A 25,357-nucleotide genomic window follows, 5' to 3' on the forward strand; every position below is an offset into this window, starting at 1 on the left:
ATCATGACTAAGGCAGCAGAACACCAGATTCGCGCAGTACTTCAGGAGGACGGGCAGTTCTTCGAGTCGCCCAAAGGGCGCATCTTTTTCAGCAGTAGGGCAGGGGAGTTCACCGATCTTTCCGGTGTGCGTCTGTTACGTTGCGGCGTGGATACGGTCCGGCAGCTGTACAACGGCCTGATTCGTCCCGAGGTCATGGCGATCTTCGATGAGCCGGAAGACATCGTGGAGTTCGCCGGCTACCAGTGGGCCAAGGGCCGTATTGGGCGCGATTCCGGCTACCAGTACCGGCTACAGAACGCCGATATGGGCCTGATCCTGCTGATCAAGAACCACAACGTGAAGCTCGAAAACATCGGCCCGCACCTCAAGATCGAAGTGTCCCCCCACGCTCTGGATGGCGCCGATCCGTCGATCCTGCAAGGCATGCTCGATGACCTGGCCGCAGGCGTGCTCTCAGCCTGCGAAACCAATCAATGCGCAGTGCACCTCGCCCTCGACGTGCAGGGTTGGACGCCTCCGTCTGACTTGGTGGATCGCATGCATTGCCGCTCCCGGCGTGTTCGGCAGATCAGCGGCATCGAGCGTATCGAGTTCGATGGCAACGCCTCGGTCTATGGCCGTGGTGAAACGTACATGTTCGGCTCGGCTAGCGGGCTGCAACTGTGCATCTACAACAAAACGCTCCAAGCCCGGACAACCGACAAGCTCGACTATTGGGAATGCGTTTGGGCCAACCTGAATGGCGATCCCTTCGGTGATGGTGACCCTGCTTACAACCCTCTGGAAACGGTGTGGCGTATCGAATTTCGCTTCCACCATTCGGTGGTGCAGCAGTTCTCCGAAGGATCCACGATGACCTCTGGTGAGGTGATCGGCTGCCGTACCTACGCGGGCTTGTGCCCGCATCTGCAAGGCCTTTGGGGGTACGCCTGTGAGAGCTTCCGGTTGTTGGACAGCCCGAAGGAGTTCAATCCTTTCTGGTCGCTCATCACCCTGGATACCCAGGTGCAGGTAGAGGCTGATCCGCTTATTGATCGCACCGAATACCGCCGCTACTACAAGACGGCTCAGGGCTTCTCCGGCAAGAACTGCGAGATGTTCCTGGGCCAGTTCGCCAGCCTGATTGCACGGGAGCGCGTACCACCAAAAAAAGCCTTGGAGGTCGGGCGTACTTTGCCCTTTTGGCACGTGATCGAGGATCACTACACCGCCAAGGGCTACAGCACTCGCGACCTCGAAAGACACATCATTGGACTCATAAATGATCGGTACCTGAAGCGGGGGTACGCGATCTGATGGCGATCACTAAGCTGGAGGATGGCCGTTGGTTCGTCGACGTCGAACCCATCAAGGGGAAACGCTTCCGCAAGCGGTTCAAGACCAAGGGCGAGGCTCAACGCTTCGAAGCTTCAGTGCGCGCGAAGCTGGCAGTCACGCCAGAGTGGAATCCCAGGCCGAAGGACACGCGCCGACTGTCTCAACTCATAGAGCGTTGGTACGAGCTGCACGGGCATGCGATCACCAGCGGGAGACGTCGCAAGAACATGCTGCTGTTCATTGCTGCGAAGCTGGGCAATCCCATCGCTCAGACTTTTACCGTCTCAGACTTGGTGGCACTGCGTAAGGCGGAACTGGAGGAGGGGGCGCTCCCGCGCTCGATCAACGTGAGGTATTCGTACCTCAAGTCGATCTATACCGAGCTGCGCCGACTCGGAGACATCGACTATTCCAATCCCCTGGACACGTTGAAGCCCCTCAAGCCTCAGCAGGAGGTGGTGTCATTCCTGTCGAAAGCTCAGGTCGCGACCCTGGTGTCTGCACTGCGGGCCTACTCAACCTTTCCGCACCTGGCGCTGATATCAGAGATCTGCTTGGCGACGGGAGCGAGATGGTCCGAGGCTCAACGTCTGACTTGGCCGATGGTTCGTGCCGGCTGTGTGGTATTCGCCAACACCAAGTCCAAGCGAGTGCGGACGGTACCCATCTCCCAGGAGCTGCAAGACCGTCTTGAGGCCTACTTCGCCAAGAAAGACCGTTTCCCGTTCTGCCGGGAGGCATTCGCCCGCATGGTGAAACGCTGCAATATCGTGCTGCCGCGTGGTCAATGCACCCACGTCCTGCGCCACACCTTCGCATCTCATTTCATGATGAACGGCGGAAACATCCTGGCGCTGAAGGAGATTCTTGGACACACGTCGCTGAACATGACGATGCGATACGCTCATTTGTCGCCGGAGTACTTACAGGACGCAGTTCGGCTCAACCCATTGTCGATGTACGAAGGGGAGTCGATACCCTGAGCTGGGGGGTGAGTGATGCACGGCTCGTGGCCAGAGGCGTCTGCCGTTCTCCTCATTATGTTTCTGTGACAGGAAATAGCTTGCCCTTTGGGGGAAAAGGGAGGATCACTGCCTCATCCCTCCTGTTTAGGGTGGGCTTTCTGGACATCGTTGTGAAAATCCAAAACTGTAGTGCCGATGATCGGGTGATTTTGATCGTGGAGGATGAAGCAACCCTGGCATTTCTTATTCAGTTAGTGATGGAAGAGGTTGGAATTTCAGCCTTAATGTTTGGAGCGGCAGAGGACGCTCTTGAAGTATTGAGACAGGGAAAACATAATGTTCAGTTGATTTTGACTGATGTAAATCTTGCTGGAGAAATGAATGGGGTTGGATTCTCGGTGCTTTTAGCCTGCGAGTTTCCTGCTCTGCCAGTAATACTGATGTCTGCTGTTCCTCAGCTCGATGCCCCAGTAGATAGATTGTTTCTGCAAAAGCCGATTGCGATGGATGCGCTCATCAGTGCAGTGAAATCCAGTATGGCCGGATGAATGGGGATTTCATCGGTTTTATTTTATGTGAGCGGCTGTAATTTCTAGGTGTATCGACAAGCAAAAAGCCCCGCATTTGCGGGGCTTTTGATTAGTGCAGAAGCTACATCGCTTGCACTTGGTCAGCCTGGGGGCCCTTGGCACCTGAGGTCACATAGAAGCTAACGCGCTGGCCTTCGTCCAGGGTTTTGTAACCGGAGCTTTCAATCGCTCGGAAGTGAACAAAAACGTCCGCGCCGCTTTCGGGGGTAATAAAGCCAAACCCTTTTTCAGGGTTAAACCATTTAACGGTGCCAGTTTGACGAGTAGTCATAATGAATCTCCAAAAAGTTCATGCTATGCAAAATGCGATGCATGACTGGATGCGAAGTGAAGAGGGGCCGCAAAGATGGAGAATCACGAAGATAAGTCATCGAACGGTGCCGCTAAACCGAGCAGGCAGGTGGTCACCATACAGGCTTTGCAGGGAATAGATAGGTAAATTTCAGGGAATTGAAGATATCTGTCAGGCGGTCAGGTATGAATGCGATATTTGCGTATAGTAGATCGGTAGCTGCCGGCTCGGTGGCTCCTCACCTCAGGTGAAGTTATGTCCGATTCAGAGACGAAAGCCGCACGTTTGGAGCTGGATAAGAAAATCTCAGCATTTCTTTCCAAGGGTGGAGAAATTCAGGAAATTCCTGCCGGGAGGTACGGTCGCAAAGAGCCATTCAAGCGATCCGAGTGGACCATAAGCAAGAAGAATCCGCAGGAATAGGCCCTTAAGGCTTGAAAAGGCCGTGCCCGGCTATGTGGTTTGCTTGGTCGTCCCGTAAGTCTGCATTGATCTGGGAAGCTGCCATTGGTTTGCAGGCGTCTTTTGTTGTTTTCGACACTCTTTCGACACCTCAGAATGGCTGGTGGGAAAAATCCTTTGGGATCAGTGGCTTGAAGGGGCAGTGTCCGCCCTGGGCGATTTGCGCGTAAAATGACCGGCTTTTCGTCTCGCCCTTTGGATTCCAGAGCACCATGGCCAGCACTCTTTCGGTCAACCAGAACAAACTGCAGAAACGCCTGCGCCGCCAGGTTGGCGAAGCGGTCACCGACTTCAACATGATCGAGGACGGTGACAAGGTGATGGTCTGCCTGTCCGGCGGCAAGGACAGCTACACCCTGCTGGACATCTTGCTGTACCTGCAGAAGGTGGCGCCGATCCAGTTCGAGATCGTCGCGGTGAACATGGACCAGAAGCAGCCGGGCTTTCCCGAGCATGTACTGCCGGCTTACCTGGAGTCCATCGGGGTGCAGTACCACATTATCGAGAAGGACACCTACTCGGTGGTGAAGGAGAAGATCCCGGAGGGCAAGACCACCTGCTCGCTGTGCTCGCGCCTGCGTCGGGGCACTCTTTATACCTATGCCGATGAGATCGGCGCGACCAAGATGGCGCTGGGGCACCACCGCGACGATATCCTGGAAACCTTCTTCCTTAATATGTTCTACGGCGGCACCCTCAAGGCGATGCCGCCCAAGCTGCTGTCCGACGACGGCCGCAATGTGGTGATCCGCCCGCTGGCGTACTGCAACGAGAAGGATATCGAGGCCTACTCGGTGCTCAAGGAGTTCCCGATCATTCCGTGCAACCTGTGTGGCTCGCAGGAGAACCTGCAGCGCCAGGTGGTCAAGGAGATGCTGCTGGACTGGGAGCGCAAGTCTCCGGGCCGTACCGAAATCATGTTCCGCGCCCTGCAGAACGTGGTGCCGTCGCAACTGGCCGACCGCAACCTGTTCGACTTCAACAGCCTGCGCATCGACGAGACCGCCACCCCGCGCTTCCTCGACGTGATGAACCTGTAACACCCAGCAAGGACGCCCGATGCGCGATTACCAGTGGCTGTATGAGTTCTGCCTGAACCGCTTCGGCTCCGTCGAGGCCCTGGAGGCCCGCTTGCCCCACGCCAGGTCCGCGGCCGAGCTGGAGGCAGTCGGCGACGATCGCTATCTGTCGCTGATCAGCCTGCGCATCTTCCGCGCGGGGCTCAAGCACAGCCTGGTGGATGCCAAGTGGCCCGCCTTCGAGGAGGTCTTCTTCGGCTTCGACCCGGAGAAGGTCGTGTTGATGGGCGGCGAGCGCCTGGAAAACCTGATGCAGGATGCGCGGCTGATCCGCCATCTGGGCAAGCTGAAAAGCGTGCCGCGCAATGCCCAGTTCGTCCTGGACATTGCTCGCGAGTACGGCAGCTTCGGCAGGCTGCTGGCGGATTGGCCGTCGAGCGACATTATTGGTCTGTGGCGACTGCTGGCCAAGCGCGGCAACCAGTTGGGCGGCATGTCCGCACCGCGTTTCCTGCGCATGGCGGGCAAGGACACCTTTGTCCTCAGCGACGACGTGGTCGCGGCACTCAAGGCCCAGGAAATTGTCGACAAGGCGCCGACCAGCCAGAAAGACCAGGCACTGGTCCAGGCGGCCTTCAATACCTGGCAGGAACAAAGCGGTCGTCCGCTGTGCCACATCTCTATGATGTTGTCGTATACCGTCAACCACTGAAGCGCGGCCCGGCCGCGGAGGGCGCATGGATTCGGCGATCGAACGCACTGGCGCGGCACTGGCGCGCGCCGACCGCATCCTGGTGATTACCGGCGCCGGGCTCTCCGCCGATTCCGGCATGCCTACCTATCGTGGCCTGGGTGGTCTGTACAACGGTCGCACTGAAGAGGGAATACCCATCGAGGTGGCGATCTCCGGCCCGATGCTGCAGAAGGACCCCGCGCTTTGCTGGAAGTACCTGGCCGAACTGGGCAAGGCCTGCCTGAATGCGCACCCCAATGCTGGCCACGACGCGATCGCAGAGCTGCAGCGGCGCAAGTCGGAATGCTGGGTGCTGACCCAGAACATCGATGGCTTTCACCTTTGCGCTGGCTCACCGCCGGAACGATTGATCGAGATCCACGGCCAACTGGCGCCGCTGTATTGCCAGTCGTGCGGATTGGAAAGTGACGAGCTGGCTGGGCACCTGGGCGGCCCGTTGCCGCCGAAATGCGCTCGCTGCGCAGGCGTATTGCGGCCGCCTGTGGTGCTGTTCGAGGAGATGCTGCCGGAAGAAGCAATCGACACGCTGTATGCGCAATTGCGCAAGGGTTTCGATGCTGTGCTGCTGGTGGGGACCACCGCGAGCTTCCCCTACATCATCGAGCCGGTGCTGCGTACACGGGAGGCGGGAGGCTTCACCGCTGAGGTGAATCCGGGCCTGACTGACCTCAGTTCGGTGGTCGAAGAAAGAATGGTGGGTCGAGCCTTAGACATTATGCCGCGCCTGCTGGGTCACATTCCGCGATAAAAAACTTGCATTACCCCCATTGAGCGGGCAAATTAGCCTGCTATTAAATGGAACTAATGAGACACGGTCGTGCCCATGCTTAAACGCTTCGCACCCCTCGTGCCCATGAGTTTCGTTCTGCTGCTGGCAGCTTGTGCCAGCCATTCGCCGGAATCGCAGCCGAACCAGGTCGCTTCAGCGCCTGCCACTCGAGCCGCTCTCCAGGTCAATCAGCACAACATAGTGCTGATGAATGAGTCGCAGGACGAGGGGGCCAAAAACGATAACGGCAGTTCGACTGCCCATGTATCCGACATTCTGGACCGCGCGTTCTCGCTGATCGGCACGCCGTACCGCTTTGGCGGGAAATCCGAGCGGACCGGCTTCGATTGCAGTGGCTTCGTGGGCTATCTGTTCCGCGAAGAAGCGGGCATCAGCCTGCCGCGCTCCACGCGCGAGATGATCAATATGGATGTCCCGCTGGTCTCGAAAGAAGACCTGCAGCCGGGCGACCTGATCTTCTTCAACAATCGTGGTCGCGGTCGGGTCAGCCACGCCGGTATCTATATCGGTGATGGACAATTCATCCACTCCGCCAGCCGCCGTGGCGGTGGTGTACGGGTGGATCGCCTGGACGAAAGCTACTGGCGCCTGAGCTTCATGGAAGCCAAGCGCGTGCTCGAGCCCGGCTACGAGCCGAAGACGGCGACCCGCTAAACTTAAAGTTTTACTTTAAGTATTGCGCTCAACTCGCTGTTGGTACAAAGTGATGGCACTCCTGGATGGGATGCCATCATATGCTCGTTATTCAGCGCATCATTCTTCTCGCTGCTCTCGCCTCGCTGGCTGCCTGCGCCAGCCGCACTCCGCCGTCGCCGCCTCCCGTGGTGAACGCGCCCGCCGCTCCCGTCTACAACACCCAGGCTGCTGACGATGTCCTGATCCGTGCCATTGGCCTGGTCGGTACGCCTTATCGCTGGGGCGGCAATACGCCCGACGGCGGTTTCGATTGCAGCGGCCTGATCGGCTACGTCTACCGCGACGCCACCGGCCTGATGCTGCCGCGCTCCACTCGCGAGATGATTTCATTGCGCGCGCCTACCGTTGGCCGCGAGTCCCTGCAGAGCGGCGACCTGGTGTTCTTCGCCACCAGCGGTGGACGTGGCGTCAGCCATGCGGGTATCTATGTCGGGGAAGGGCGCTTCGTTCATGCGCCCAGAACGGGCGGGACCGTACGCCTGGACAGCCTCGACAGCGCCTATTGGCAGAAAGCCTTCCTGGAAGCCAAGCGCGTCCTCGCCGTCCAGAGTCTCGCCCTCCATCCCTGATCCTCAGGAGGGCCCATGACCACCCGCACCTTGAACCTCGACGATGCGCTCTACCAGTATCTGCTCGACGTATCCCTGCGAGATTCGCCCGTCAAGGCACGCCTGCGTGCGGAGACCGCCAACCTGCCCATGTCCCGCTGGCAAGTCGCCCCGGAGCAGGGTCAATTTCTCGCCCTGCTGGTCCGACTGACCGGCGCGAAACGCATCCTCGAAATCGGCACCTTTACCGGCTACAGCGCCCTGTGCATGGCTGAGGCCTTGCCTGAGGGCGGCCATATTCTGTGTTGCGATCTTCCTGGCGAGTACAACGACATCGCCCGAGGTTACTGGCGTGACGCGGGTGTCGATTCGCGTATCGAACTGCGCCTCGGGCCCGCCTTGGCGGCACTGGAAGCCTTGGTCGCCGGCGATCAGCGCGGCAGTTTCGACCTGATTTTCATCGATGCCGACAAGGCCAACTATCCCGTTTACCTCGAGCATGCCCTGACCCTGCTGCGTGAAGGCGGCCTAGTTGTCTTCGACAATGTGCTGTGGAGCGGGCGGGTGCTCGAAGCTAATCCCGAGAGCGCGGACACTCGGGCGATACAACAGCTCAACCTGGCATTGAAGACAGACGAGAGGGTGGATTATTCGTTGGTTCCTATTGGCGATGGCATGAGTCTGTGCCGAAAAAGTGCAAAATGATGCTGCAATCGCTACTGGTCTGGGTTTCGAAAACGTCAAAACTTCGGTATGTCTAATTTGTTTCGCTTGGACTCGGCCAGGTTGTTTCTTTCAAAACGTAGATATATTGGCTCGAAAGTAAGATGGTAGGTAATAAGCGTGAGTAGAGCTAAAGGCGCCGAAGTGAGGGTTGCCCGCCATTGCCTGAGAGAGGCACTTCCGGGGGCGTTGCTGCTGTCAATATTTGCCTTCCTTATGCAATGGAAGTTCGGATTTGGTTGGGCAGATGAGGGATTGCTCTGGTACGGCTCGCAAAGGGTTGCACTGGGAGATATTCCGTTGCTGGATTTCTTCAGCTACGACCCTGCGCGCTATTACTGGAATGCGATGATTTTTCGCCTGGCTGGCGATGATGGGCTGTTCACCTTGTTGCTGTCCTGTTCGCTGTTTGGTGCGCTGGGCCTCGCGGCAGCCTGGTATGCCTTATGTCGTGCGCGCATCCCTGCACTCTGGAGATTAAGTTGCGTGCTGGTTCTGCTAGTGGGGCTTGGTTTTCCTAGGCACAAGATATTTGAGCAAAGCTTGTCATTGATCCTGGTTTGCGTTGTATTCGAGACGCTGCTCAAGCCGGAATCGGCCAAACGCTGGATGTTGTTCGGTCTGGCAACAGGGGTTGCAGCCATATTTGGCAGGAACCATGGCGTGTTCTTTGTTGCTGCGGCGATCCTGACCGGAGCCTACCTCGTAGGTATTGGGAGAAAGAACCTCTTCTTCATGGGCTTCCGCAGTTTTTCTGCTGGAGTTATTGTCGGATATCTCCCCATGATTTTGCTTTTCCTTGGCAATGTGGAGTTTCGTAAAGTCTTCGTTGACTCGGTGCTTTTAACTTCGCAATGGCAGTTACCATTGCCCATTCCGTTTCCCTGGCGCCTGGACTGGCACCGTGCATTGACCCTTGAGCAACTACAAGCCATTGCGGTTGGACTTCTCTGCCTTTTGGTGCCCGCCCTCTACGTCACCGGCGGCCTACTGCTTCCAGCCAATGGATCGGTCATCGCTCGGCATGTGCCGGAGCGATTGCTCCTCGGGGCTGCAAGCATTGCTGGCCTACCCTATCTACATCAGGCTTTCGATAGGGCCGACTTCGGGCATATCGCGCAATCTATTCTGCCGGTAGTTCCGGTCATGTTCGTACTGTTTCACCTGTCGTTGCGACAGCCCGGATGGCGAAGGCTGGCGCCTGTCCTGTCAGTTGGGGGGGCAGTGGTAGTGCTTTTGGCCTGGATACCGTCGGAACCGATCGTACAGATGCTCCGCGCGCAAAAGGCCAATCTGCAAAGCGTACAGCCGTTGTCGATGGGCAATAAGACATTTCTACTCTACCGCTCACAAGCCGATTTTCTGGAGACAGTAAGGACAATCGCCGCAAAATGTTCCCTGAAGGATGGCGAGTTCATGGCTGCGCCCAGTTTTCCTGGGCTGTACGCTTTCCTGAGGCTGAAAGCGCCTTTTTGGGAGATGTACTATCTCTATGAGCGCGCACCAGAGTTCCAGCGTAAGCACATCGCGGCGATAGGCAATACGCAACTGATCCTTCTTGCACCGGAAAATACAGTCGATTACCTCGAGCGGCTAAAACTCGCCAATACCTATGGGTTGTTGCTCACACATATCAGAGAGCACTATCAGGAGCTTTCTATTCCTACCTTGCCGGCGGGTACCGTGTTATTCGCAAAGCCCGGCTCGTGCGTCGCAACGCTGGAAGTGCAGCGCTGATTCGTCGCTCTGGAAAGAATGTAAAAAGGCACGCCAACCGGCGTGCCTTTTCGTTTCCAGCGCCTGATCAGGCGACATCCACCAGGATCACTTCGCTGTCTTCCAGCGCAGTGACCTTCACCACAGCCTCATCGGCAATGGCGGCGCCGTCGCGGGCCAGCAGTTCGATGCCGTTGACCTCTACCTTGCCCATGGCTGGCACCAAGTAGCCGCGGCGACCGCCCAGTTCGTACTCGGCGGTCTGGCCGGCCTTCAGGGTGGCGGCGACCAGGCGGCCTTCGGCGCGGATGCGCAGGGCGTCGGCGTCATTCTCATAGCCGCTGGCCAGGGTCACGAAGCGCCCGGCGCGGTCGCCCTTGGGGAAGGGCTTGGCGCCCCAGGACGGTGTGCCGCCGCGTACCGAGGGGATGATCCAGATCTGGAAGATCTTGGTGACATCCTTTTCCAGGTTGTACTCGGAGTGCACGATCCCGGAACCCGCGCTCATCACCTGCACGTCGCCCGCTTCGGTACGGCCCTTGTTACCCAGGCTGTCCTGGTGGGTGATCGCACCCTGGCGAACGTAGGTGATGATTTCCATCTCGCGGTGCGGGTGCGGCGGGAAGCCGGTGCCGGCGGCGATTTCGTCATCGTTCCAGACGCGGAGGTTGCCCCAGTCCATACGCTCGGGGTCGTAGTACTCGGCGAAGGAGAAGTGGTGCTTGGCGTTGAGCCAGCCGTGGTTGGCGCCGCCGAGTTGCTGGAAGGGTCTGCGTTCGATCATGACTTAGTCCTCGTGGGGCACGGCTGGCCGGTGGGCCAGTCCGCGCGGTTCATGGGACTATCTTCTCGCGCAGATGATCGATAAAAAAGCGCAAATATCGGCGGATATTGATCGAATAAATTGATTCTACTCCGCGGTGCGTTTCTCGCCTTGATCAAGGAATTTGCTGAGGAACTGGCGGGTACGCTCTTCCTTTGGCTGGGCGAACAGCGCCCTGGCATCGCCCTGTTCGACGATCACGCCCTTGTCGATGAAGATCGCGCGGTTCGCGACATCGCGGGCGAAGCTCATCTCGTGGGTGACGATGACCATGGTGCGTTTTTCCTGGGCCAAGCCGCGGATTGTCGCGAGGACCTCACCGACCAGTTCCGGGTCCAGCGCCGAGGTGGGCTCGTCGAACAGGATCACGTCCGGCTGCATGGCCAGCGCGCGGGCGATGGCGACGCGCTGCTGCTGACCGCCGGAGAGACGCTTGGGATACGAATCCTCCTTGCCGGCCAGCCCGACCTTCGCCAGCAACTGGCGGGCGCGCTCGATGGCCTGGGCGCGCGGCTCCTTCTTCACGATGATCGGACCTTCCACCACGTTCTCCAGCGCGGTGCGGTGGGGGAACAGGTTGAAGTTCTGGAAAACGAAGCCCACATGCTGGCGCAGCTTGCGGATCAGCCCCTGCTGGCCGCTGAGGGGGCGGGAGGCATCGATGCGGATGTCGCCGACCTGGATGGTCCCGCCGTTGGGCACCTCCAGCAGGTTCAGGCAGCGCAGCAGGGTGGTCTTGCCCGAGCCGCTGGGGCCGATGATCGCGACCACTTCGCCGGCCTCGACGGTCAGGTCGATGCCCTTGAGCACCTCCTGGCCGCGGAACTGCTTGGTCAGCTGGCGAACTTCGATCATGCGTCGTGCTCCTGGTCGTGGCGGTTGACCCGGTCTTCCAGGCGATTCTGCAGGTGCGACAGGATGCTCGCGAGGATCCAGTAGATGAGTGCCGCGGCGAGGTACATGGTGAACACCTCGAAGGTGCGCGCGGTGATCAGCTGGGCCTGGCGGAACAGTTCCGGGACCTGGATGGTGGCGGCCAGGGCGGTGTCCTTGACCAGCGAAATGAAGCTGTTGCCCAGCGGTGGCAAGGCGGTGCGCGCGGCCTGCGGCAGGATCACCCGGCGCAGGGTTTCGGCGCGGGTCATGCCGATACTGGCCGCCGCTTCCCATTGGCCCCTGTCGATGGAGCCGATGGCAGCGCGGAGGATTTCGCAGACATAGGCAGCCATGTTCAGCGAGAAGCCGATCAGCGCCGCCGGCAGCGGGTCGAGTTCGATACCGGCCTGGGGCAGGCCGTAATAGATCATGAAGAGCTGGACCAGCAACGGCGTGCCGCGGAAGAACGACACGTAGATGCGCGCGATCCAGCGCACGGGAGTGAATCCGTACAGGCGCATCAGCGCCAGTACGAATCCGAGCAGCAGTCCGAAGAACATGCCGCCAACGCTGAGGACTACCGTAAAGACCGCGCCCTTCAACAGGAAGGGCGCGGAATCCAGCGCTAGCTGCAGGCTTTCATCGATCATTGGGTGACGTCAGCCTGGAACCATTTCTCCGAGAGTTTTTTCAACGTGCCGTCGGCCCTGAATTTCTCGATGGCCTTGTTCAGTGCGGCAAGCAGTTCCGGGTTGCCTTTGCGCAGGGCAATGCCGGCTTCCTGGCGAGCGAAGGGCGCGCCGGCCAGCGCCATGGCGCCCTTGGTCTTGTTGACCATGTCGAAGGCCGCCAGGCGGTCCACCAGGATCACATCGATGCGGCCGCTGCGCAGGTCCTGGAACTTGGTCGGGTCGTCCTCGTAGGTGCGCACGTCAGCCTGCGGCACGTGCTCGCGCAGCCACTGTTCATAGTTGGTGCCCAGGCCCACGCCGACCTTCACGCCGGCCAGTTTTTCCGGTGCGTCGTACTTGCCTTCGTCACCCTTGCGCACCAGCGCCTGGATGCCGGAAACGGTGTAGGCGTCGGAGAAGTCGTACTTCTTCTTGCGCTCCTCGGAGATGGTCACCTGGTTGATCACCAGGTCCAGGCGCTTGGATTCCAGCGCGGCGAGGATGCCGTCCCACTTGGTCGGCTGCAGCTTGGCGGTAGCGCCCAGTTCCTTGGCGATCAGGTTGGAGAAGTCCACTTCGAAACCGGCCAGCTTGCCGTTCTCGTCCTGGAAACTGAAGGGTGGGTAGGTGCCTTCCAGGCCTACGCGGACTTCGCCCTTGGACTTGATCTGGGCGAGCAGGTCGTCGGCGGCCTGGGCCTGGCCGAAGAGGCTGGCGCCGAGGGTGAGGGTCAGGCTGGCAAGCAGGAAATGACGTCGCAGTGCGGAGAAGGTCATGGTGGTCCCCGTTTTTGGTGTTTTAAGCAGGTTAGTCAACGCGTGGCGACTATATGGGCAGAATTGTTATGCAATAAAATAATAAAAAATTACATACCTAGTTCTGATTGTTATGTAAGTCAATTCGCTGAGTGATAGGCGAAGAGTGCCGGTGAGCCACCTGTGTGCAGGAACAGGATCGGCCCGACGTTCTCGAATCGATCACGGCGGATGCCATCGAGCAATCCGGCCATTGCCTTGCCGGTGTATACCGGATCCAGCAGCAGCCCTTCGTGGCTCGCGAGCAGGCGCACCGCCTCCAGCGTACCGGCGTTGGGTTCGCCGTAGCGTGGGCCGAAATACTCGTCCCACAGTTGCACTTTCGGCATTACCGGGGCGTCGTTGCCGAGCAGCTCCAGCGTGCGCTCGACCAGTCCCTCGACCTTTGGCCGCTGCGCCGCGTCGCTGCGCGAGACAGTGACGCCGATGACGTCCAATTGCGGCAGGGCCTCGGCCAGCGCGATGGCCAGGCCCGCATGGGTGCCCGCGCTACCGGAGGCAAGCACCACGGCGGAGAAATCCTGTCCGCCGGTGCGAATCTGTTCCGCCAATTCCAGCCCGGCGCGTACGTAGCCGAGGGCTCCCAGCGCGTTGGAGCCGCCAATCGGCACGAGGTAGGGTTTGCGGCCTTCGCGGCGCAGGCGCTCGCCGGTCTCTGCCAGCAGCTCGTCCGCGGTATCGAGATTGGGTACGAGTTCGACTTCGGTGCCGAACAGGTCCAGCAACAGGCGGTTGCCGTTGCTCAGGTAATTGCGGTCATCGGTGCCGATGGGGTTTTCCAGCAGGGCGACGCAGCGCAGGCCGAGCTTCGCCGCCACGGCGGCGGTCTGGCGTACATGGTTGGACTGGATCGCGCCAGCGGTGACCAGCGTATCGGCGCCGGCCTTCAGGGCGTCCGCGGCGAGAAACTCCAGTTTGCGCACCTTGTTGCCGCCCAGGGCGAAGGGCGTGGCGTCGTCGCGCTTCACGTACAGCTCGCGGCCCAGATGCGCGGACAGCCGTTCCAGCTTGTCCAGCGGTGTCGGGCCGCCAGCCAGGTCGAGACGGGAAAAGCGGGCGAGGGCTTCGCGCAGGGCGCTCATGGAGGAATCTCGGTGTGGCAGTGGGGATGCGTCACGATAGAGCGCGCGAGGGCCCGCTGCAATGTGGCCGGCGGACGCGTGACGCCGCCTTGCACGGCAATGTCGCGCGATGATCATCCTTATCGCCGTGGGAATCTCCGGAGGCTGTGAATCAATGTGCGGACAGCGGCGCGGCGAACCGCTACGCTCCACGCTCAGATCCGGAATCACTAACCGGGCGATAACGAAAACAGGAAAACCAGGGCGGGAAATCCGATGACTTCAGCAGTACCTTCACGCGCTTCGCTGCATCGCTGGACACTGCAGCTGCTTGGTGCACTGGCCCTTGTGCTGGGGCTGAGCAGCCCGGCGCTGGCCGACCGCGTGATTCCCTCGGGGATGATGGTGGGGTATGTCGACAGCGCGGTATATCCGGTCATCACCCTGAAGCGACCCAAGCCCAGCCTGCTGCGCCGGGTGATCACTCTCGGGCTGTACCAGAAGACCGTCAGTTATCCGCTGTCGGTCTCCATCCGTATCCGTGACGAGGACAACCGCTTCATGGTCTACGGGCAACTGCCGAAAATTACCGGCAAGTTCGTCGGCATCAAGGTGGGCCTGGACAGCCGGATCAGCCAGATCTGGGTGCTGACCGAAGCCGAAGCAATCGAGTACGTCCACCGGCCTGACACGCTGTTCCCGCCGAGCTGACGGCCCCGCGCCCGCCGCTCGTGCGGTGGGCAGCCGGAACGGGCCGAGATCGGCTATCATGTGCGCCGTTTCGAACCTTTCAGAACCGGTCTACCCATGACGTCCTCTCAGCAGCCGCCCCGCGACGACAGCGCCGACAACGCGCAGGAACAACCCAAACTCTCCCTGGCCGAGCTGGCCAAGGCCGCACTTGCCGCGCAGCAGCAGGCGAAAACCGCCTACCAGCATCGCAAGCCTCACGACCAGGCCGAGTACCGTCCGCCGCACCCTCGCGGCTCGCGTCGCTCGATGGGCAAGCGCTGATCCAGCCTCTCGTCTGAAACACCTTCAGCCAGCACTCTTGCGGGGGCGCTGGCTGAACTGCGGCGACCGGCCTCGGTCGTATCCGCATCGGCCTTGCCATGCTGGCTGGCCATTCCCGCTATCGCGAACCCGTCACGGATAGACACCCCGCGCAGCCCTCAGCTCGGCATCAGGGAGCGCCTCGCGTCCAAGGAGAATCCATGAAAGTCCTCGTACCCATCCTTTCCCTGCTGGCGCTCGCCGGCTGCATCACCATGACCGGCAACTACGAAGTCAGCGCCCATGACGAGTCCGGCAAGGCCCTGAGCAACGGCAAGTTCCTCGCCCACGGCAGCGGTATCTACACCGTGCGCAACTCCCTCTGCTCGGTCTACCCGAAGGCCATCGTCACCATCACGGACGTGGAAACGGACCAGGAGCTGGAGGGGGAAAGCCCCTACCACTGCCGCTGAGTCCGCAGGCCCGCTCGGTCGGATCAGAGCGCGGATTGCTCGTGCTTGTGCGGTGAACCGGTGCGGATCTGGCCGAGGACCTGCTCGACGAAGATCGGCTGGAACATCGGCACCAGCAGCCGATTGCCGAATTCGCTCAAATGGTCGTCGTCGTAGTACATCGGCCGGCCGTGGCGGCTTGCCGCACACTGCTGGTCATCGCACAGGTAAGGCGCCGGATCGAGTACATGCGCACCGCATTGCTGATGGGCGGCGTCCTGTACCTGGCTGACGAACGCGTTGCGCTGCCGGTAGGCCTCGCGGCTGACGGATAGCTTGCGCTCGCGCTTGAGCAGCATCGCCCGGCCCATGGCTTCGGGCACCCGCACACCCATTTCCGGCGTCGGACGAACCAGGTAAAGCGGATGGTTCGCCGCCAGCTCGCAGGCGGTGGCGACATAGTGCTGGCGGTACTGTGCCAGCAGCGCTTCGCTCGGCTTGTCCGCGGGTTCGGTGAAGTACAGCTTCGGCTTGTTCGGCGTCTCGTCCGCCTCGCCGCGCAGCCCGCCGAAGAGGTAGTAGGAAGCGCGGTTGATCACTATCACCGGCGTGCCCGGGAGCAGGCTCGCCTGGCGCTCGCGGATACGTCCCAGAATCTTCTGGCAGATATCCTGTTTGGGCGTGTCCAGTTGCGCGCCGAAGATGATCGGACAGCCGCTGGTGCCGATGAACAATACGCCGTCGTCCGCCGAGGAAAGGCTGGCGACAATGGCGTTCACCGTCGCCTGGGCGTGGCTGTCGCCCAGGACAATGGCGCGGGTGTTCGGGCCGCCGTACTGGCACTCGGTCTTGGCATCGCACTCGTCCAGGCGCGGGTTGCGGTTGTCGCGCTCCTCGTCCACACGCTGCACCGCCTCGGGCAGGCGATGCTCGAAGTCTGCCTTGCGCACCACCTTCGCCGGCCCCATGACCGTCATCATCGCCACCACCACCACCGCTGTGGCGGTCACGGGGCGAAGCATGCCGAGCCGGCGTCCGCTGGGCTGTTCCACCCAGTGATAGGAGAGGTGGCCCAGTATCAGCGTCACCAGCAGGCCGACGGCTATCGCCTGTGGTTGGCCTGCCAGCTCCAGGTACGCCAGCGACACCACCACCGGCCAGTGCCAGAGGTAGATCGAGTAGGAGCGCGTCCCCAGCCACTGGGCGGCGCCATTGGCTGTGAGCCAGGCGTCGTCCCGGCGGGCCAGCAGCACCAGTGCGGCGCCGCTCACGGGTATCAGGCTCAGCAGGCCGGGCCAGGCCATATCGGGCGTGATGAGCAACAGCGAGCCGATGATCAAGGCCATGCCGGCGCGCTCTATCCAGATAGCCCGGAGCGCGCCGGGCTGCCAGCGTGCCTGGATGAGGAAGACGATCCCGCCGGCCAGCAGCTCCCAGGCGCGAGTGGGGAAGAAGTAGAACGCCTGCGAGGGGTTCCGGGCTGCCAGGGCGACGCAGTAGGCCAGCGAGGCCAGAGCCAGAGCGCCCAGCAGGAGCAGCATCCAGCGGCGCCCGCCAAGCCAGCGCCACGCGGCAACCAGCACCAGCGGGAAGAGCAGGTAGAACTGCCACTCCACTGACAGCGACCAGGTGTGCAGCAGCCATTTGTCATGGGAGGCCACGTCGAAGTAACCGGCTTCCTTCATGAACATCCGGTTGGAGGTGAACAGCACGCTGCCCCAGACGTGCTTGCCCAGCCGCTGGTAGTCCGACGGCAGCAGGAAGAACCAGCCCAGCGCCAGCAGAACCGCGCACAGCACCAGCAGCGCCGGAAGGATGCGGCGCGCGCGAGCCAGGTAGAAGTTCCAGAAGGAGAAGCCGCTCGGAGCGGCGATGGCGCCGAGGATGATGCCGGTCATCAGGTAGCCGGAGATGACGAAGAACACGTCCACGCCGACGAAGCCGCCGCTGAAGCCACTGATACCGAAGTGATACAAGACCACCGCGACAACTGCCCAGGCCCGCAGGCCATTGATGTCGTGGCGGAAACTGCCTGCGCTGCGCACGAAGGTTCCTCGAACTGCCATTCGGGTGCCGCCAGCCCGGCGGCACCACGCGAGAAAAATGAAAATCGGCTTCGGCCTGGCCGAAGCGCGCCGCAATGTATCTTGCTTGATACGGAAATGCCATTAGCGGAGGGGGAATGTTCCGCCAAGGGTTGTGCAAAATTTGTACAAAATATGAGCGAATTTTGTGAGGGAAGGTTCCATGGGAATGGCGGCGAGGATGGGAATGAAAAAAGCCGGCATTCGCCGGCTTTTCATCAGGGGGCCGAGGGAGGTGACAATCGTTGCGCCTGCCCCTGCTGCAACGTCCACTCCACCACCTGCGCGGACAGCTGGTCGGCGGCCTTGCCGAAGGCGCTGACCACCTCGGGGACCTGCTTGCCGTCCACCGGCTGGGTGACCTCGAAGGTGCGCGAGGCGACGATGCGCTGGCCGAGGGTGCGCACCAGGCGGGCGTCATAGCGGATGTGGATCACCGGCTTGCCGTTCTGGTACTCGCTCTGGAAGGCGCGCAGTTCGCCGGTCAGGTCGAGGTCGGCCTGCAGGCTGGCTTCGTCGCTGCTCAGCGCTTGCACGCTGCCGTTGGCGGTGAAGGCGTCGAGCAGGCGATCACGCAGCAGGCCGGGGGCGCGGTTGCTCCAGCGCGCGCCCTGGTAGCTGCTCAACTGGTTGCCCTGCGGGACGACGGCGATACGGTTGCTGTCCAGCGCCAGGCTGGCACTGGGCGCGCTGACGCGCAGCGACCAGTTCACCGGCGAGTTGCTACGCGCGGGTTGTTGGGTGGCCGGCAGCAGGAAGAAGTCCGGGCTCTCCGCTTCCGGGAGTATCGAGCAGGCGCCCAGCAGGCCGACCAGAGCGGCGGCGCCGAGCAGGCGGGGAAGGGCGGTCATGGCTGGAACTCCTTGTTGCGTTCGCGGCCGAGCAGGTAGCCGGTGGGGTTTTCCTGCAGGCGGCGGGTGACGCCGCGCAGGTCTTCCAGGGTGGAGCGCAGTTCGCGGATCGCCGGGCCGATCTCGCCCAGGCCGTTGAGGCCGCCGTTCACCGAGTCGTAGTTGCTGCCCAGCAACTGCTCCACCCGCTCGCTGCTGGCACGCAGCGAGGCGAGGGTCTTCTGGGTGTCGTCGAGGATGTCCTGGCCCCTGCCGCCCAGCGTCTGGTTGGCGCGTTCGAGCAACTGGCTGGCATTGGCCAGGGTGATGCGCGCCTGCTCGCTGGCGGCGGCCAGCTCCTTGAAGGTCTGGCGGATGTCGTCGCGCTGCTCGGCGACCACGCCGGTGGCCTGGTCGATGTGGTCCAGCGTGCGGCTGATGCGGTCGACGTTCTCCTGGGAGAACATGCGGTTCACGTTGTTGATCAGGTTGTTGATGTTGGTCGCGATGTCCTCGCCGTTGGCCAGCAGCTTGGCGAAGGGCGACGGAATGGTCTTGATCACCGGCACCTCGCCGTCCTTGCTGGCCAGTGGCGGGCTGTCCTGGGCGGCGCTGGAGAGCTGGATGATGGCCTGGCCGGTGACGCCGGTGAGTGCCAGCTTGGCGCGCGTATCTTCGCGGATCGGCGTGCTGTCATAGACGCGGATGCGCGCGCGGACCTTGCGCGGGTCGTTCGGGTCCAGGCGCAGGGACACCACGTCACCCACGCGGATGCCGCTGTACTGCACGGTGCCGCCCTCGGACAGGCCGGTCACCGCCTCGTTGAAGATCACGTCGTAGACCTTGTACTTCTGGTCATTGCTCGATTGCGCCAGCCACAGGGCGAAGAGCAGCGCGCCAATCGACACGACCAGGGTGAACAGGCCGATCAGCACGTGATGGGCACGGGTTTCCATTCAGCTTTCCTCCCGCAGGTGTTCGGTGGCCTGCAGCGCAGCACGGCCGCGCGGGCCGTGGAAGTAATCCTGCACCCAGGCGTCGTCGGTCCGGGCGACCTGATCCAGCGGTCCCACCACCAGCACGCGTTTCTGCGACAGCACGGCGACGCGGTCGCAGATGGTGTAGAGGGTGTCGAGGTCGTGGGTGACCAGGAACACGGTGAGGCCGAAGGCGTCGCGCAGGGTCAGGATGAGTTGGTCGAAAGCCGCCGCGCCGATGGGGTCGAGGCCGGCGGTGGGTTCGTCGAGGAACAGGATGTCCGGGTCCAGCGCCAGGGCGCGGGCCAGGGCGGCGCGCTTGACCATGCCGCCGGAGAGTTCGGCCGGGTACTTGCCGCCGGCATCCGGCGGCAGGCCGGCGAGGGAAATCTTCACCTTGGCCATGAATTGCGCGTCGGCGCGGGATAGCCCGGCATGCTCGATCAGCGGCAGGCAGATGTTCTCGCTCACGGTCAGCGAGGAGAACAGCGCGCCGTTCTGGAACAGCACGCCGAAGCGCCTCTCCAGCTTCGAGCGCTCCAGCGGCGGCAGCGCCGGCAGGTTCTGCCCGAACACATGCACGCTGCCTTCGCTGGGCTGGCGCAGGCCGATGATGCTGCGCAGCAGCACTGACTTGCCGGTGCCGGAGCCGCCGACCACGCCGAGGATTTCGCCCTTCATCACGTCGAGGTCGAGGTGCTCGTGCACGGCGTGGCTGCCGAAGCGGTTGGCCAGGTCGCGGACGACGATGATCGGTTCGCTCACCAGCCCATCTCCATGAAGAACAGCGCGAACATCGCGTCCAGCAGGATCACCACGAAGATCGACTGGACCACGCTGGAGGTCGTGTGCTCGCCCACCGACTGCGCGCTGCCGCTGACGCGGAAGCCTTCCAGGCAGCCGATCACGGCGATGATGAAGGCGAACACCGGGGCTTTGACGATGCCGACCAGGAAGTGCTGCACGGCGATGTCGTTCTGCAGCATGTAGAGGAACATGCGCGGCGAGATATCCAGGCTCAGGGCGCAGACCACGCCGCCGCCGAAGATGCCGGAGATCATCGCCAGGAAGGTCAGCATCGGCAGGGTCAGCAGCAGGGCCAGGACGCGCGGCAACACCAGCAGCTCCACCGGGTCGAGGCCCAGGGCCTGGATGGCGTCGATCTCCTGATTGGCCTTCATCGAGCCGATCTGCGCGGTGAAGGCGCTGGCGGTGCGGCCGGCGAGCAGGATCGCGGTGAGCAGCACGCCGAATTCGCGCAGGAAGGAGAAGCCCACCAGGTCGACGGTGTAGATCTGCGCGCCGAATTTCTGCAGCACCGTGGCGCCGAGGAAGGCCACCACCGCGCCGACCATGAAGGTCAGCAGGGCGACGATGGGCACGGCGTCGAGCCCGGTTTCCTCCATGTGCGCCGCCAGCGAGGTGAGGCGCCAGCGGCGCGGGCGCAGGAGGTTTCTGAGCAGCGTCTGCAGGGTCAGGCCGATGAAGCCGAGCACGCCCACCAGGTGTTCGCGGAAGGCGAGCGTGGCGATGCCGATGCGCTCCAGCACATCGACGAAGGCGTTGCCCGGCTCCGGCGCCTTTTCGTCCAGGCGGCACTGGGTGATGGCGCTGCCGACAGCGCGCAGCAGTGCCTGGCGTTCGGCGGGGAGGTTGCGGGCGATCTGCCCCAGCTGGTTCATGCGCGCGCCGCCGATGATCTCGGCGAGCAGTGCGGCGCCGGCGGTATCCAGTGCGCCGAGGCCGGCGAAGTCCAGTTCGGCGGGGGACTCGGCGTGGCGCTGGGCGGCTACCTGGGCTTCCAGCGTGGAGAAATGCGCGAGCGTCCAGTCACCGCTGACGTGCATCAGGGGTGGGCTGGCGGATGGGTCGAGTTGAAGCTGGCCGGGCTGGGCGGTCATCGTCATGGTTCGCATTCTAGCGGAGTTACACAGTGCCATGATTGGACAGGTGTGTCGCTTTGTAGAGCGCCTCCCTGGTGTTCGGACAAGCCCGGCGACATCCTGTTCAATTGACGCCCCAGCCCGCCAGCCACTAAGCTGCGCGCCTGCTTCAGGTGCTCTCGGCGCAAGCCGCGAGTGAAACAGGGAAGCCGGTGACGTCGATGCGCAATCGACCATTCCGGCGCTGCCCCCGCAACGGTAAGCGAGCTTCGAACCGCAAACAGCCACTGTGCCCAGGCATGGGAAGGCGCGGTTCTTCGGAAACGCCAGGCGCTTCCACTCGCGAGCCCGGAGACCGGCCTGCTGCATCGCATGGCATCGCGGGAGGCGCTGCCGACGCCGGCCCTGCGCCGCGCGTTGCCGTCCTCCGCCTGCCCCGACTGGTCAGTGCCGCGCGGGTGAGAGCGGCGGAGAATCCTTCAGGTGAAATCCCTATTCCCCGGGTCGCCAGCCTTTGCGCTGGGCGGCCACTACCGCGTGGCGCCGTCGTGCGCCGGCGGTGCGTCCCCGTTTTTTCCTCTTCCCGCGCGCTGCCACCTGGCCGGCAGGCCGACGCTCGTGCATTGCCTTTCAGGAGCCACCTGCCATGACTGAATCCCCGGAAAAGGACGAGCGCCATCGCTCGCGCATGCAGCGCAAGAAAGAGGTGATCGACGAGAAGATCGCCCAGGCCCAGGGAGAGCGCGGCGTGTTCCTGGTCAACAGCGGCAATGGCAAGGGCAAGAGCAGCTCGGCCTTCGGCATGGTCGCCCGCGCGCTGGGCCACGGCATGAAGGTGGGCGTGGTGCAGTTCATCAAGGGCGCCGCGACCACGGGCGAGGAGGCGTTCTTCCGCCGCTTCCCCGAGGAAGTCAGCTTTCATGTGATGGGCGAAGGCTTCACCTGGGAAACCCAGGACCGCCAGCGCGATATCGCCAAGGCGCAGGCGGCGTGGGAAGTCGCGCGGCAGTTGCTGGCCGACCCCGACATCGGCCTGGTGGTGCTGGACGAGGTGAACATCGCCCTCAAGCACGGCTACCTGGAGCTGGACACCGTGCTCGCTGATATTGCCGCGCGTCCGCCCATGCAGCATGTGGTTGCGACCGGCCGCGGTGTTCAGCCGGCCATGGTCGAGGCTGCCGATACCGTGACCGAGATGGGCCTGGTGAAACACGCCTTCAAGGCCGGCATCAAGGCGCAGAAAGGGGTGGAGTTCTGATGCATCCCGTTGTGGCGGAGCGCGCCCGATGAACTCGCGCCAATGCCCCGCACTGCTGATCGCCGCCCCGGCTTCCGGGCAGGGCAAGACCACCGTGACCGCCGCCCTGGCGCGCCTGCACACGCGCCTCGGGCGCAGGGTGCGGGTGTTCAAGTGCGGCCCGGATTTCCTCGACCCGATGATCCTCGCCCGCGCCAGTGGTGCGCCGGTCTACCAGCTCGACCTGTGGATGGTCGGCGAGGACGAGAGCCGCCGCCTGCTCTGGGAAGCGGCCGGCGAGGCTGACCTGATCCTCATCGAGGGCGTGATGGGCCTGTTCGACGGCTCGCCCTCGGCGGCCGACCTGGCGCGGCGCTTCAACGTGCCAGTGATGGCGGTGATCAACGGCCAGTCCATGGCGCAGACCTTCGGCGCGATGGCTGTCGGCATGGCGACCTACCAGAGCGACCTGCCGTTCTCCGGCGTGCTCGCCAACCGCATCGGCAGCCAGCGTCATCGCGACCTGGTGCGCGACAGCCTGCCGCAGTGGATTCGCTGGTACGGCGCGCTGCCGCGCGATACCGAAGTGGAGCTGCCCAGCCGCCACCTCGGCCTGGTGCAGGCCGACGAACTGGCCGATCTCGACGCCCGCCTGGACGCCGCCGCCGATGCCCTGGCGGCCAGCGCCAGTACCGAGTTGCCGCTGCCGGTGAGCTTTGCTGCGCCCGAAGCGCGCCGTGAGACTTCGCGCCTGGATGGCGTGCGCATCGGCGTGGCGCGCGACAATGCATTTGCCTTCCTTTACCAGGCCAACCTCGACCTGCTGTGCGGGCTGGGCGCCGAACTGGTGTTCTTCTCGCCGCTGCGTGATGAAGCATTGCCCGACGTGGACAGCCTCTACCTGCCCGGTGGCTACCCGGAACTGCACCTGCAGGCGCTGGCCGGCAACCGCGCCATGGCCCAGGCCATCCACGCGCACCACGAGATGGACAAGCCGATCCTCGCCGAATGCGGCGGCATGCTCTATCTGCTCGATGCGCTGACCGATGTGGCCGGCGAACGCGCGCCGCTTCTCGGCCTGCTGCCGGGCGAGGCGCGCATGCAGAAGCGCCTCGCCGCCCTGGCGCTGCAGGCCGTGACGCTGCCCGAAGGCACCCTGCGCGGGCACACCTTCCATCACTCGTTGCTGGACAGCCGCGAAGCGCCGCTGGCCCGCGGTGTCTGCCCCAACGACAAGCCGGTGGCCGAAGCGGTGTTCCGCCGCGGTCGGCTCACCGCCTCGTACATCCACTTCTACCTGCCGTCCGACCCGGACGCCGCAGCAGCCCTGCTGAGACCATGACCGAGCACGCCTACAGCCTTGAAGAGCGCGCCGCGCTCTACCGCGCCATCGCCGAGCGCCGCGACATGCGCCACTTCAGCGGCGGCGAGGTGGCGCCCGAACTGCTCGCGCGCCTGCTCGAAGCGGCGCACCAGGCGCCCAGCGTCGGACTGATGCAGCCGTGGCGGTTCATCCGTGTCACCTCGCGGGAGCTGCGCGAATCGATCCACGGCCTGGTGGAAGAGGAGCGCGTGCGCACCGCCGAGGCGCTGGGCGAGCGTTCCGACGAGTTCATGCGGCTCAAGGTCGAGGGCGTGCTCGATTGCGCGGAAGTGCTGGTGGCCGCGCTGATGGATGGCCGCGAGACCCACGTCTTCGGTCGCCGCACCTTGCCGAACATGGACTTGGCCTCGCTGTCCTGCGCCATCCAGAACCTCTGGCTGGCTTCGCGCGCCGAAGGGCTGGGCATGGGCTGGGTTTCGCTGTTCGACCCCGCCGCACTGGGCGAGCTGCTTGGCCTGCCGCCCGGCGCCGAGGCCGTGGCGGTGATCTGCCTCGGCCCGGTCAGCGAGTTCTACCCCGCGCCCATGCTGGCTCTGGAAGGCTGGCGCCAACCGCGCGCGCTCAGCGAGCTGCTGTACGAGAACCAATGGGGAGAGCAACTATGAGCCTGGCCCTGCTGAGCGTCCTCGGCCTGGCGCTGGATGCCCTTCTGGGCGAGCCGAAGCGCTGGCATCCGCTGGTGGCCTTCGGGCGTCTGGCGGATCGGCTGGAGCGACGATTCAATCGTTCCCGCGTGCCAGAGCCCCCTCTCCCTAACCCTGGCTACGCGCCCCGCTCCGAAGGGAGAGGGGACCGATCGGAGCAGGTGGAAACGGTGGAGTCAGCCGGCACATTCGACTCCCTCTCCCTTCAGGGAGAGGGCGGGGGAGAGGGTGCCTCAACCCGCCCCGAAATCTCAGGGAACGACACCCCCGGCCTCGCCTGGCGCAGCCACGGCGTCACCGCCTGGATCATCGCGGTCCTCCCGCTCACCCTGATCGCCCTGCTGCTCAGCCTGCTGCCTTACGTCGGCTGGGTCGTCCAGGCGCTGGCGCTGTATGCCGCGCTGGGCCTGCGCAGCCTGGGCGAGCACGCCGAACCGGTGGCCCTCGCCCTGCGTGCCGGCGACCTGAACGAAGCGCGCCTGCGCGTGGGCTACATGGTCAGCCGCGAAACCGCTGAGTTGGATGAAACCGCCGTAGCCCGCGCCGCTACCGAATCGGTACTGGAGAACGGCAGCGATGCGGTCTACGCCGCGCTGTTCTGGTTCGCCCTGGCCGGCGCGCCGGGCGTGGTGCTCTATCGCCTGAGCAACACCCTCGACGCCATGTGGGGCTACCGCAACGCGCGTTTCGAGCGATTCGGCTGGGCGGCGGCGAAGATCGACGACGTGCTCAATTACATTCCGGCGCGCCTG

At 62.9% G+C, this 25,357-nt stretch carries 29 protein-coding genes and 1 riboswitch; of the genes, 18 read left to right on the forward strand and 11 right to left on the reverse strand.

Annotated features, from left to right (window positions below):
• Positions 1 to 3 precede the first annotated feature (3 nt).
• From ACCC94_RS06730 to ACCC94_RS06740, 3 genes are all read left to right on the forward strand, one after another.
• The gene (locus tag ACCC94_RS06730) at positions 4 to 1,299 is read left to right on the forward strand and encodes a hypothetical protein (RefSeq protein WP_413348557.1); all 1,296 of its coding nucleotides are present in this window, start codon (positions 4 to 6) and stop codon (positions 1,297 to 1,299) included.
• The gene (locus ACCC94_RS06735) at positions 1,299 to 2,303 is read left to right on the forward strand and encodes a tyrosine-type recombinase/integrase (RefSeq protein WP_413348558.1); all 1,005 of its coding nucleotides are present in this window, start codon (positions 1,299 to 1,301) and stop codon (positions 2,301 to 2,303) included. The genes ACCC94_RS06730 and ACCC94_RS06735 overlap by 1 nt, the downstream gene beginning before the upstream one ends.
• 152 nt (positions 2,304 to 2,455) lie before the next feature.
• Positions 2,456 to 2,833, forward strand: a complete 378-nt coding sequence (locus ACCC94_RS06740) for a response regulator (RefSeq protein ID WP_413348559.1) — start codon at positions 2,456 to 2,458, stop codon at positions 2,831 to 2,833.
• 103 nt (positions 2,834 to 2,936) lie between these two features.
• On the opposite strand, the gene ACCC94_RS06745 is transcribed toward ACCC94_RS06740, so the two are convergent.
• Positions 2,937 to 3,146, reverse strand: coding sequence for a cold-shock protein (locus tag ACCC94_RS06745; RefSeq protein WP_081520103.1), 210 nt, complete (start codon positions 3,144 to 3,146; stop codon positions 2,937 to 2,939).
• A gap of 276 nt (positions 3,147 to 3,422) precedes the next feature.
• On the opposite strand from ACCC94_RS06745, the gene ACCC94_RS06750 reads away from it, so the two are divergent.
• The 8 genes from ACCC94_RS06750 to ACCC94_RS06785 all read left to right on the forward strand — a co-directional run bounded on the left by ACCC94_RS06750 (position 3,423) and on the right by ACCC94_RS06785 (position 9,896).
• Complete coding sequence (locus ACCC94_RS06750) at positions 3,423 to 3,590, forward strand: hypothetical protein (protein WP_401084884.1); 168 nt, start codon at positions 3,423 to 3,425, stop codon at positions 3,588 to 3,590.
• Positions 3,591 to 3,841: 251 nt separating this feature from the next.
• Positions 3,842 to 4,669: a tRNA 2-thiocytidine(32) synthetase TtcA gene (gene ttcA, locus ACCC94_RS06755; protein WP_017522174.1), complete on the forward strand. Its 828-nt coding sequence runs from the start codon at positions 3,842 to 3,844 to the stop codon at positions 4,667 to 4,669.
• Positions 4,670 to 4,688: 19 nt separating this feature from the next.
• Complete coding sequence (locus tag ACCC94_RS06760; RefSeq protein ID WP_413348560.1) at positions 4,689 to 5,360, forward strand: DNA-3-methyladenine glycosylase I; 672 nt, start codon at positions 4,689 to 4,691, stop codon at positions 5,358 to 5,360.
• A gap of 25 nt (positions 5,361 to 5,385) precedes the next feature.
• The gene (locus ACCC94_RS06765) at positions 5,386 to 6,150 is read left to right on the forward strand and encodes an NAD-dependent protein deacylase (RefSeq protein ID WP_413348561.1); all 765 of its coding nucleotides are present in this window, start codon (positions 5,386 to 5,388) and stop codon (positions 6,148 to 6,150) included.
• Positions 6,151 to 6,219: 69 nt separating this feature from the next.
• On the forward strand, positions 6,220 to 6,846 hold the full coding sequence (locus tag ACCC94_RS06770) for a C40 family peptidase (RefSeq protein ID WP_413348562.1): 627 nt from the start codon (positions 6,220 to 6,222) through the stop codon (positions 6,844 to 6,846).
• An 80-nt stretch (positions 6,847 to 6,926) separates the two neighbouring features.
• Positions 6,927 to 7,457, forward strand: coding sequence for a C40 family peptidase (locus tag ACCC94_RS06775; protein ID WP_413348563.1), 531 nt, complete (start codon positions 6,927 to 6,929; stop codon positions 7,455 to 7,457).
• 15 nt (positions 7,458 to 7,472) lie between these two features.
• On the forward strand, positions 7,473 to 8,141 hold the full coding sequence (locus tag ACCC94_RS06780) for an O-methyltransferase (RefSeq protein ID WP_413348564.1): 669 nt from the start codon (positions 7,473 to 7,475) through the stop codon (positions 8,139 to 8,141).
• Positions 8,142 to 8,279: 138 nt separating this feature from the next.
• On the forward strand, positions 8,280 to 9,896 hold the full coding sequence (locus ACCC94_RS06785; protein WP_413348565.1) for a hypothetical protein: 1,617 nt from the start codon (positions 8,280 to 8,282) through the stop codon (positions 9,894 to 9,896).
• A 67-nt stretch (positions 9,897 to 9,963) separates the two neighbouring features.
• Here the strand turns inward: ACCC94_RS06785 and ACCC94_RS06790 are convergent, their stop codons facing one another.
• From ACCC94_RS06790 to ACCC94_RS06810, 5 genes are all read right to left on the reverse strand, one after another.
• A complete protein-coding gene (locus ACCC94_RS06790) occupies positions 9,964 to 10,659 on the reverse strand; it encodes a pirin family protein (RefSeq protein ID WP_413348566.1) in 696 nt (231 codons plus the stop codon).
• Between the two features lie 126 nt (positions 10,660 to 10,785).
• Positions 10,786 to 11,553, reverse strand: coding sequence for an L-cystine ABC transporter ATP-binding protein TcyN (gene tcyN, locus ACCC94_RS06795; RefSeq protein WP_413348567.1), 768 nt, complete (start codon positions 11,551 to 11,553; stop codon positions 10,786 to 10,788).
• A complete protein-coding gene (gene tcyL, locus ACCC94_RS06800; protein WP_413348583.1) occupies positions 11,550 to 12,221 on the reverse strand; it encodes a cystine ABC transporter permease in 672 nt (223 codons plus the stop codon). Before tcyL ends, tcyN begins: the two co-directional genes overlap by 4 nt.
• Complete coding sequence (gene tcyJ / locus ACCC94_RS06805; RefSeq protein ID WP_413348568.1) at positions 12,221 to 13,021, reverse strand: cystine ABC transporter substrate-binding protein; 801 nt, start codon at positions 13,019 to 13,021, stop codon at positions 12,221 to 12,223. The genes tcyL and tcyJ overlap by 1 nt, the downstream gene beginning before the upstream one ends.
• Positions 13,022 to 13,140: 119 nt before the next feature.
• Entirely contained in the window at positions 13,141 to 14,142 is a 1,002-nt protein-coding gene (locus tag ACCC94_RS06810; RefSeq protein ID WP_413348569.1) for a D-cysteine desulfhydrase, read from the reverse strand.
• Positions 14,143 to 14,397: 255 nt separating this feature from the next.
• Here ACCC94_RS06810 and ACCC94_RS06815 point away from each other — a divergent pair, with 255 nt between their 5' ends.
• From ACCC94_RS06815 to ACCC94_RS06825, 3 genes are all read left to right on the forward strand, one after another.
• Positions 14,398 to 14,832: a hypothetical protein gene (locus ACCC94_RS06815; RefSeq protein ID WP_413348570.1), complete on the forward strand. Its 435-nt coding sequence runs from the start codon at positions 14,398 to 14,400 to the stop codon at positions 14,830 to 14,832.
• 96 nt (positions 14,833 to 14,928) lie between these two features.
• The gene (locus tag ACCC94_RS06820) at positions 14,929 to 15,135 is read left to right on the forward strand and encodes a hypothetical protein (protein ID WP_138526277.1); all 207 of its coding nucleotides are present in this window, start codon (positions 14,929 to 14,931) and stop codon (positions 15,133 to 15,135) included.
• 200 nt (positions 15,136 to 15,335) lie between these two features.
• On the forward strand, positions 15,336 to 15,587 hold the full coding sequence (locus tag ACCC94_RS06825; protein ID WP_413348571.1) for a hypothetical protein: 252 nt from the start codon (positions 15,336 to 15,338) through the stop codon (positions 15,585 to 15,587).
• A 23-nt stretch (positions 15,588 to 15,610) separates the two neighbouring features.
• Here ACCC94_RS06825 and ACCC94_RS06830 read toward each other — a convergent pair whose 3' ends face one another.
• The 5 genes from ACCC94_RS06830 to ACCC94_RS06850 all read right to left on the reverse strand — a co-directional run bounded on the left by ACCC94_RS06830 (position 15,611) and on the right by ACCC94_RS06850 (position 21,364).
• Positions 15,611 to 17,611 carry an acyltransferase family protein gene (locus tag ACCC94_RS06830; protein ID WP_413348572.1) on the reverse strand — a complete coding sequence of 667 codons (2,001 nt, stop codon included), beginning with the start codon at positions 17,609 to 17,611 and terminating at the stop codon, positions 15,611 to 15,613.
• 257 nt (positions 17,612 to 17,868) lie between these two features.
• Positions 17,869 to 18,501 carry an ABC-type transport auxiliary lipoprotein family protein gene (locus tag ACCC94_RS06835; RefSeq protein ID WP_413348573.1) on the reverse strand — a complete coding sequence of 211 codons (633 nt, stop codon included), beginning with the start codon at positions 18,499 to 18,501 and terminating at the stop codon, positions 17,869 to 17,871.
• Positions 18,498 to 19,436 (reverse strand): MlaD family protein, encoded by a 939-nt coding sequence (locus ACCC94_RS06840; RefSeq protein ID WP_413348574.1) that lies wholly within the window; start codon positions 19,434 to 19,436, stop codon positions 18,498 to 18,500. The genes ACCC94_RS06835 and ACCC94_RS06840 overlap by 4 nt, the downstream gene beginning before the upstream one ends.
• Complete coding sequence (locus tag ACCC94_RS06845; protein WP_413348575.1) at positions 19,437 to 20,222, reverse strand: ABC transporter ATP-binding protein; 786 nt, start codon at positions 20,220 to 20,222, stop codon at positions 19,437 to 19,439.
• Positions 20,219 to 21,364 carry an ABC transporter permease gene (locus ACCC94_RS06850; protein ID WP_413348576.1) on the reverse strand — a complete coding sequence of 382 codons (1,146 nt, stop codon included), beginning with the start codon at positions 21,362 to 21,364 and terminating at the stop codon, positions 20,219 to 20,221. Before ACCC94_RS06850 ends, ACCC94_RS06845 begins: the two co-directional genes overlap by 4 nt.
• Positions 21,365 to 21,494: 130 nt before the next feature.
• A riboswitch (cobalamin riboswitch) is annotated at positions 21,495 to 21,719 on the forward strand.
• Between the two features lie 267 nt (positions 21,720 to 21,986).
• Here ACCC94_RS06850 and cobO point away from each other — a divergent pair.
• The 4 genes from cobO to ACCC94_RS06870 all read left to right on the forward strand — a co-directional run.
• Positions 21,987 to 22,598, forward strand: a complete 612-nt coding sequence (gene cobO / locus ACCC94_RS06855; RefSeq protein WP_413348577.1) for a cob(I)yrinic acid a,c-diamide adenosyltransferase — start codon at positions 21,987 to 21,989, stop codon at positions 22,596 to 22,598.
• 28 nt (positions 22,599 to 22,626) lie between these two features.
• Positions 22,627 to 23,919, forward strand: a complete 1,293-nt coding sequence (locus ACCC94_RS06860; RefSeq protein ID WP_413348578.1) for a cobyrinate a,c-diamide synthase — start codon at positions 22,627 to 22,629, stop codon at positions 23,917 to 23,919.
• On the forward strand, positions 23,916 to 24,566 hold the full coding sequence (bluB, locus tag ACCC94_RS06865; RefSeq protein WP_413348579.1) for a 5,6-dimethylbenzimidazole synthase: 651 nt from the start codon (positions 23,916 to 23,918) through the stop codon (positions 24,564 to 24,566). The genes ACCC94_RS06860 and bluB overlap by 4 nt, the downstream gene beginning before the upstream one ends.
• The coding region (locus ACCC94_RS06870) for a cobalamin biosynthesis protein (RefSeq protein WP_413348580.1) at positions 24,563 to 25,357 on the forward strand (795 nt) is incomplete at its 3' end. The genes bluB and ACCC94_RS06870, both read left to right, overlap by 4 nt.

Source organism: Pseudomonas sp. Pseusp97 (assembly GCF_047304025.1).
Lineage (GTDB): Bacteria > Pseudomonadota > Gammaproteobacteria > Pseudomonadales > Pseudomonadaceae > Pseudomonas.

Coding starts and splice junctions, on each gene's coding strand:
- ACCC94_RS06730 (WP_413348557.1), top strand. CDS start 4: ATGACTAAGGCAGCAGAACACCAGATTCGCGCAGTACTTCAGGAGGAC.
- ACCC94_RS06735 (WP_413348558.1), top strand. CDS start 1,299: ATGGCGATCACTAAGCTGGAGGATGGCCGTTGGTTCGTCGACGTCGAA.
- ACCC94_RS06745 (WP_081520103.1), bottom strand. CDS start 3,146: ATGACTACTCGTCAAACTGGCACCGTTAAATGGTTTAACCCTGAAAAA.
- ACCC94_RS06750 (WP_401084884.1), top strand. CDS start 3,423: ATGTCCGATTCAGAGACGAAAGCCGCACGTTTGGAGCTGGATAAGAAA.
- ttcA (WP_017522174.1), top strand. CDS start 3,842: ATGGCCAGCACTCTTTCGGTCAACCAGAACAAACTGCAGAAACGCCTG.
- ACCC94_RS06760 (WP_413348560.1), top strand. CDS start 4,689: ATGCGCGATTACCAGTGGCTGTATGAGTTCTGCCTGAACCGCTTCGGC.
- ACCC94_RS06765 (WP_413348561.1), top strand. CDS start 5,386: ATGGATTCGGCGATCGAACGCACTGGCGCGGCACTGGCGCGCGCCGAC.
- ACCC94_RS06775 (WP_413348563.1), top strand. CDS start 6,927: ATGCTCGTTATTCAGCGCATCATTCTTCTCGCTGCTCTCGCCTCGCTG.
- ACCC94_RS06780 (WP_413348564.1), top strand. CDS start 7,473: ATGACCACCCGCACCTTGAACCTCGACGATGCGCTCTACCAGTATCTG.
- ACCC94_RS06790 (WP_413348566.1), bottom strand. CDS start 10,659: ATGATCGAACGCAGACCCTTCCAGCAACTCGGCGGCGCCAACCACGGC.
- tcyN (WP_413348567.1), bottom strand. CDS start 11,553: ATGATCGAAGTTCGCCAGCTGACCAAGCAGTTCCGCGGCCAGGAGGTG.
- tcyJ (WP_413348568.1), bottom strand. CDS start 13,021: ATGACCTTCTCCGCACTGCGACGTCATTTCCTGCTTGCCAGCCTGACC.
- ACCC94_RS06810 (WP_413348569.1), bottom strand. CDS start 14,142: ATGAGCGCCCTGCGCGAAGCCCTCGCCCGCTTTTCCCGTCTCGACCTG.
- ACCC94_RS06815 (WP_413348570.1), top strand. CDS start 14,398: ATGACTTCAGCAGTACCTTCACGCGCTTCGCTGCATCGCTGGACACTG.
- ACCC94_RS06820 (WP_138526277.1), top strand. CDS start 14,929: ATGACGTCCTCTCAGCAGCCGCCCCGCGACGACAGCGCCGACAACGCG.
- ACCC94_RS06825 (WP_413348571.1), top strand. CDS start 15,336: ATGAAAGTCCTCGTACCCATCCTTTCCCTGCTGGCGCTCGCCGGCTGC.
- ACCC94_RS06835 (WP_413348573.1), bottom strand. CDS start 18,501: ATGACCGCCCTTCCCCGCCTGCTCGGCGCCGCCGCTCTGGTCGGCCTG.
- ACCC94_RS06840 (WP_413348574.1), bottom strand. CDS start 19,436: ATGGAAACCCGTGCCCATCACGTGCTGATCGGCCTGTTCACCCTGGTC.
- ACCC94_RS06850 (WP_413348576.1), bottom strand. CDS start 21,364: ATGACGATGACCGCCCAGCCCGGCCAGCTTCAACTCGACCCATCCGCC.
- cobO (WP_413348577.1), top strand. CDS start 21,987: ATGACTGAATCCCCGGAAAAGGACGAGCGCCATCGCTCGCGCATGCAG.
- ACCC94_RS06860 (WP_413348578.1), top strand. CDS start 22,627: ATGAACTCGCGCCAATGCCCCGCACTGCTGATCGCCGCCCCGGCTTCC.
- bluB (WP_413348579.1), top strand. CDS start 23,916: ATGACCGAGCACGCCTACAGCCTTGAAGAGCGCGCCGCGCTCTACCGC.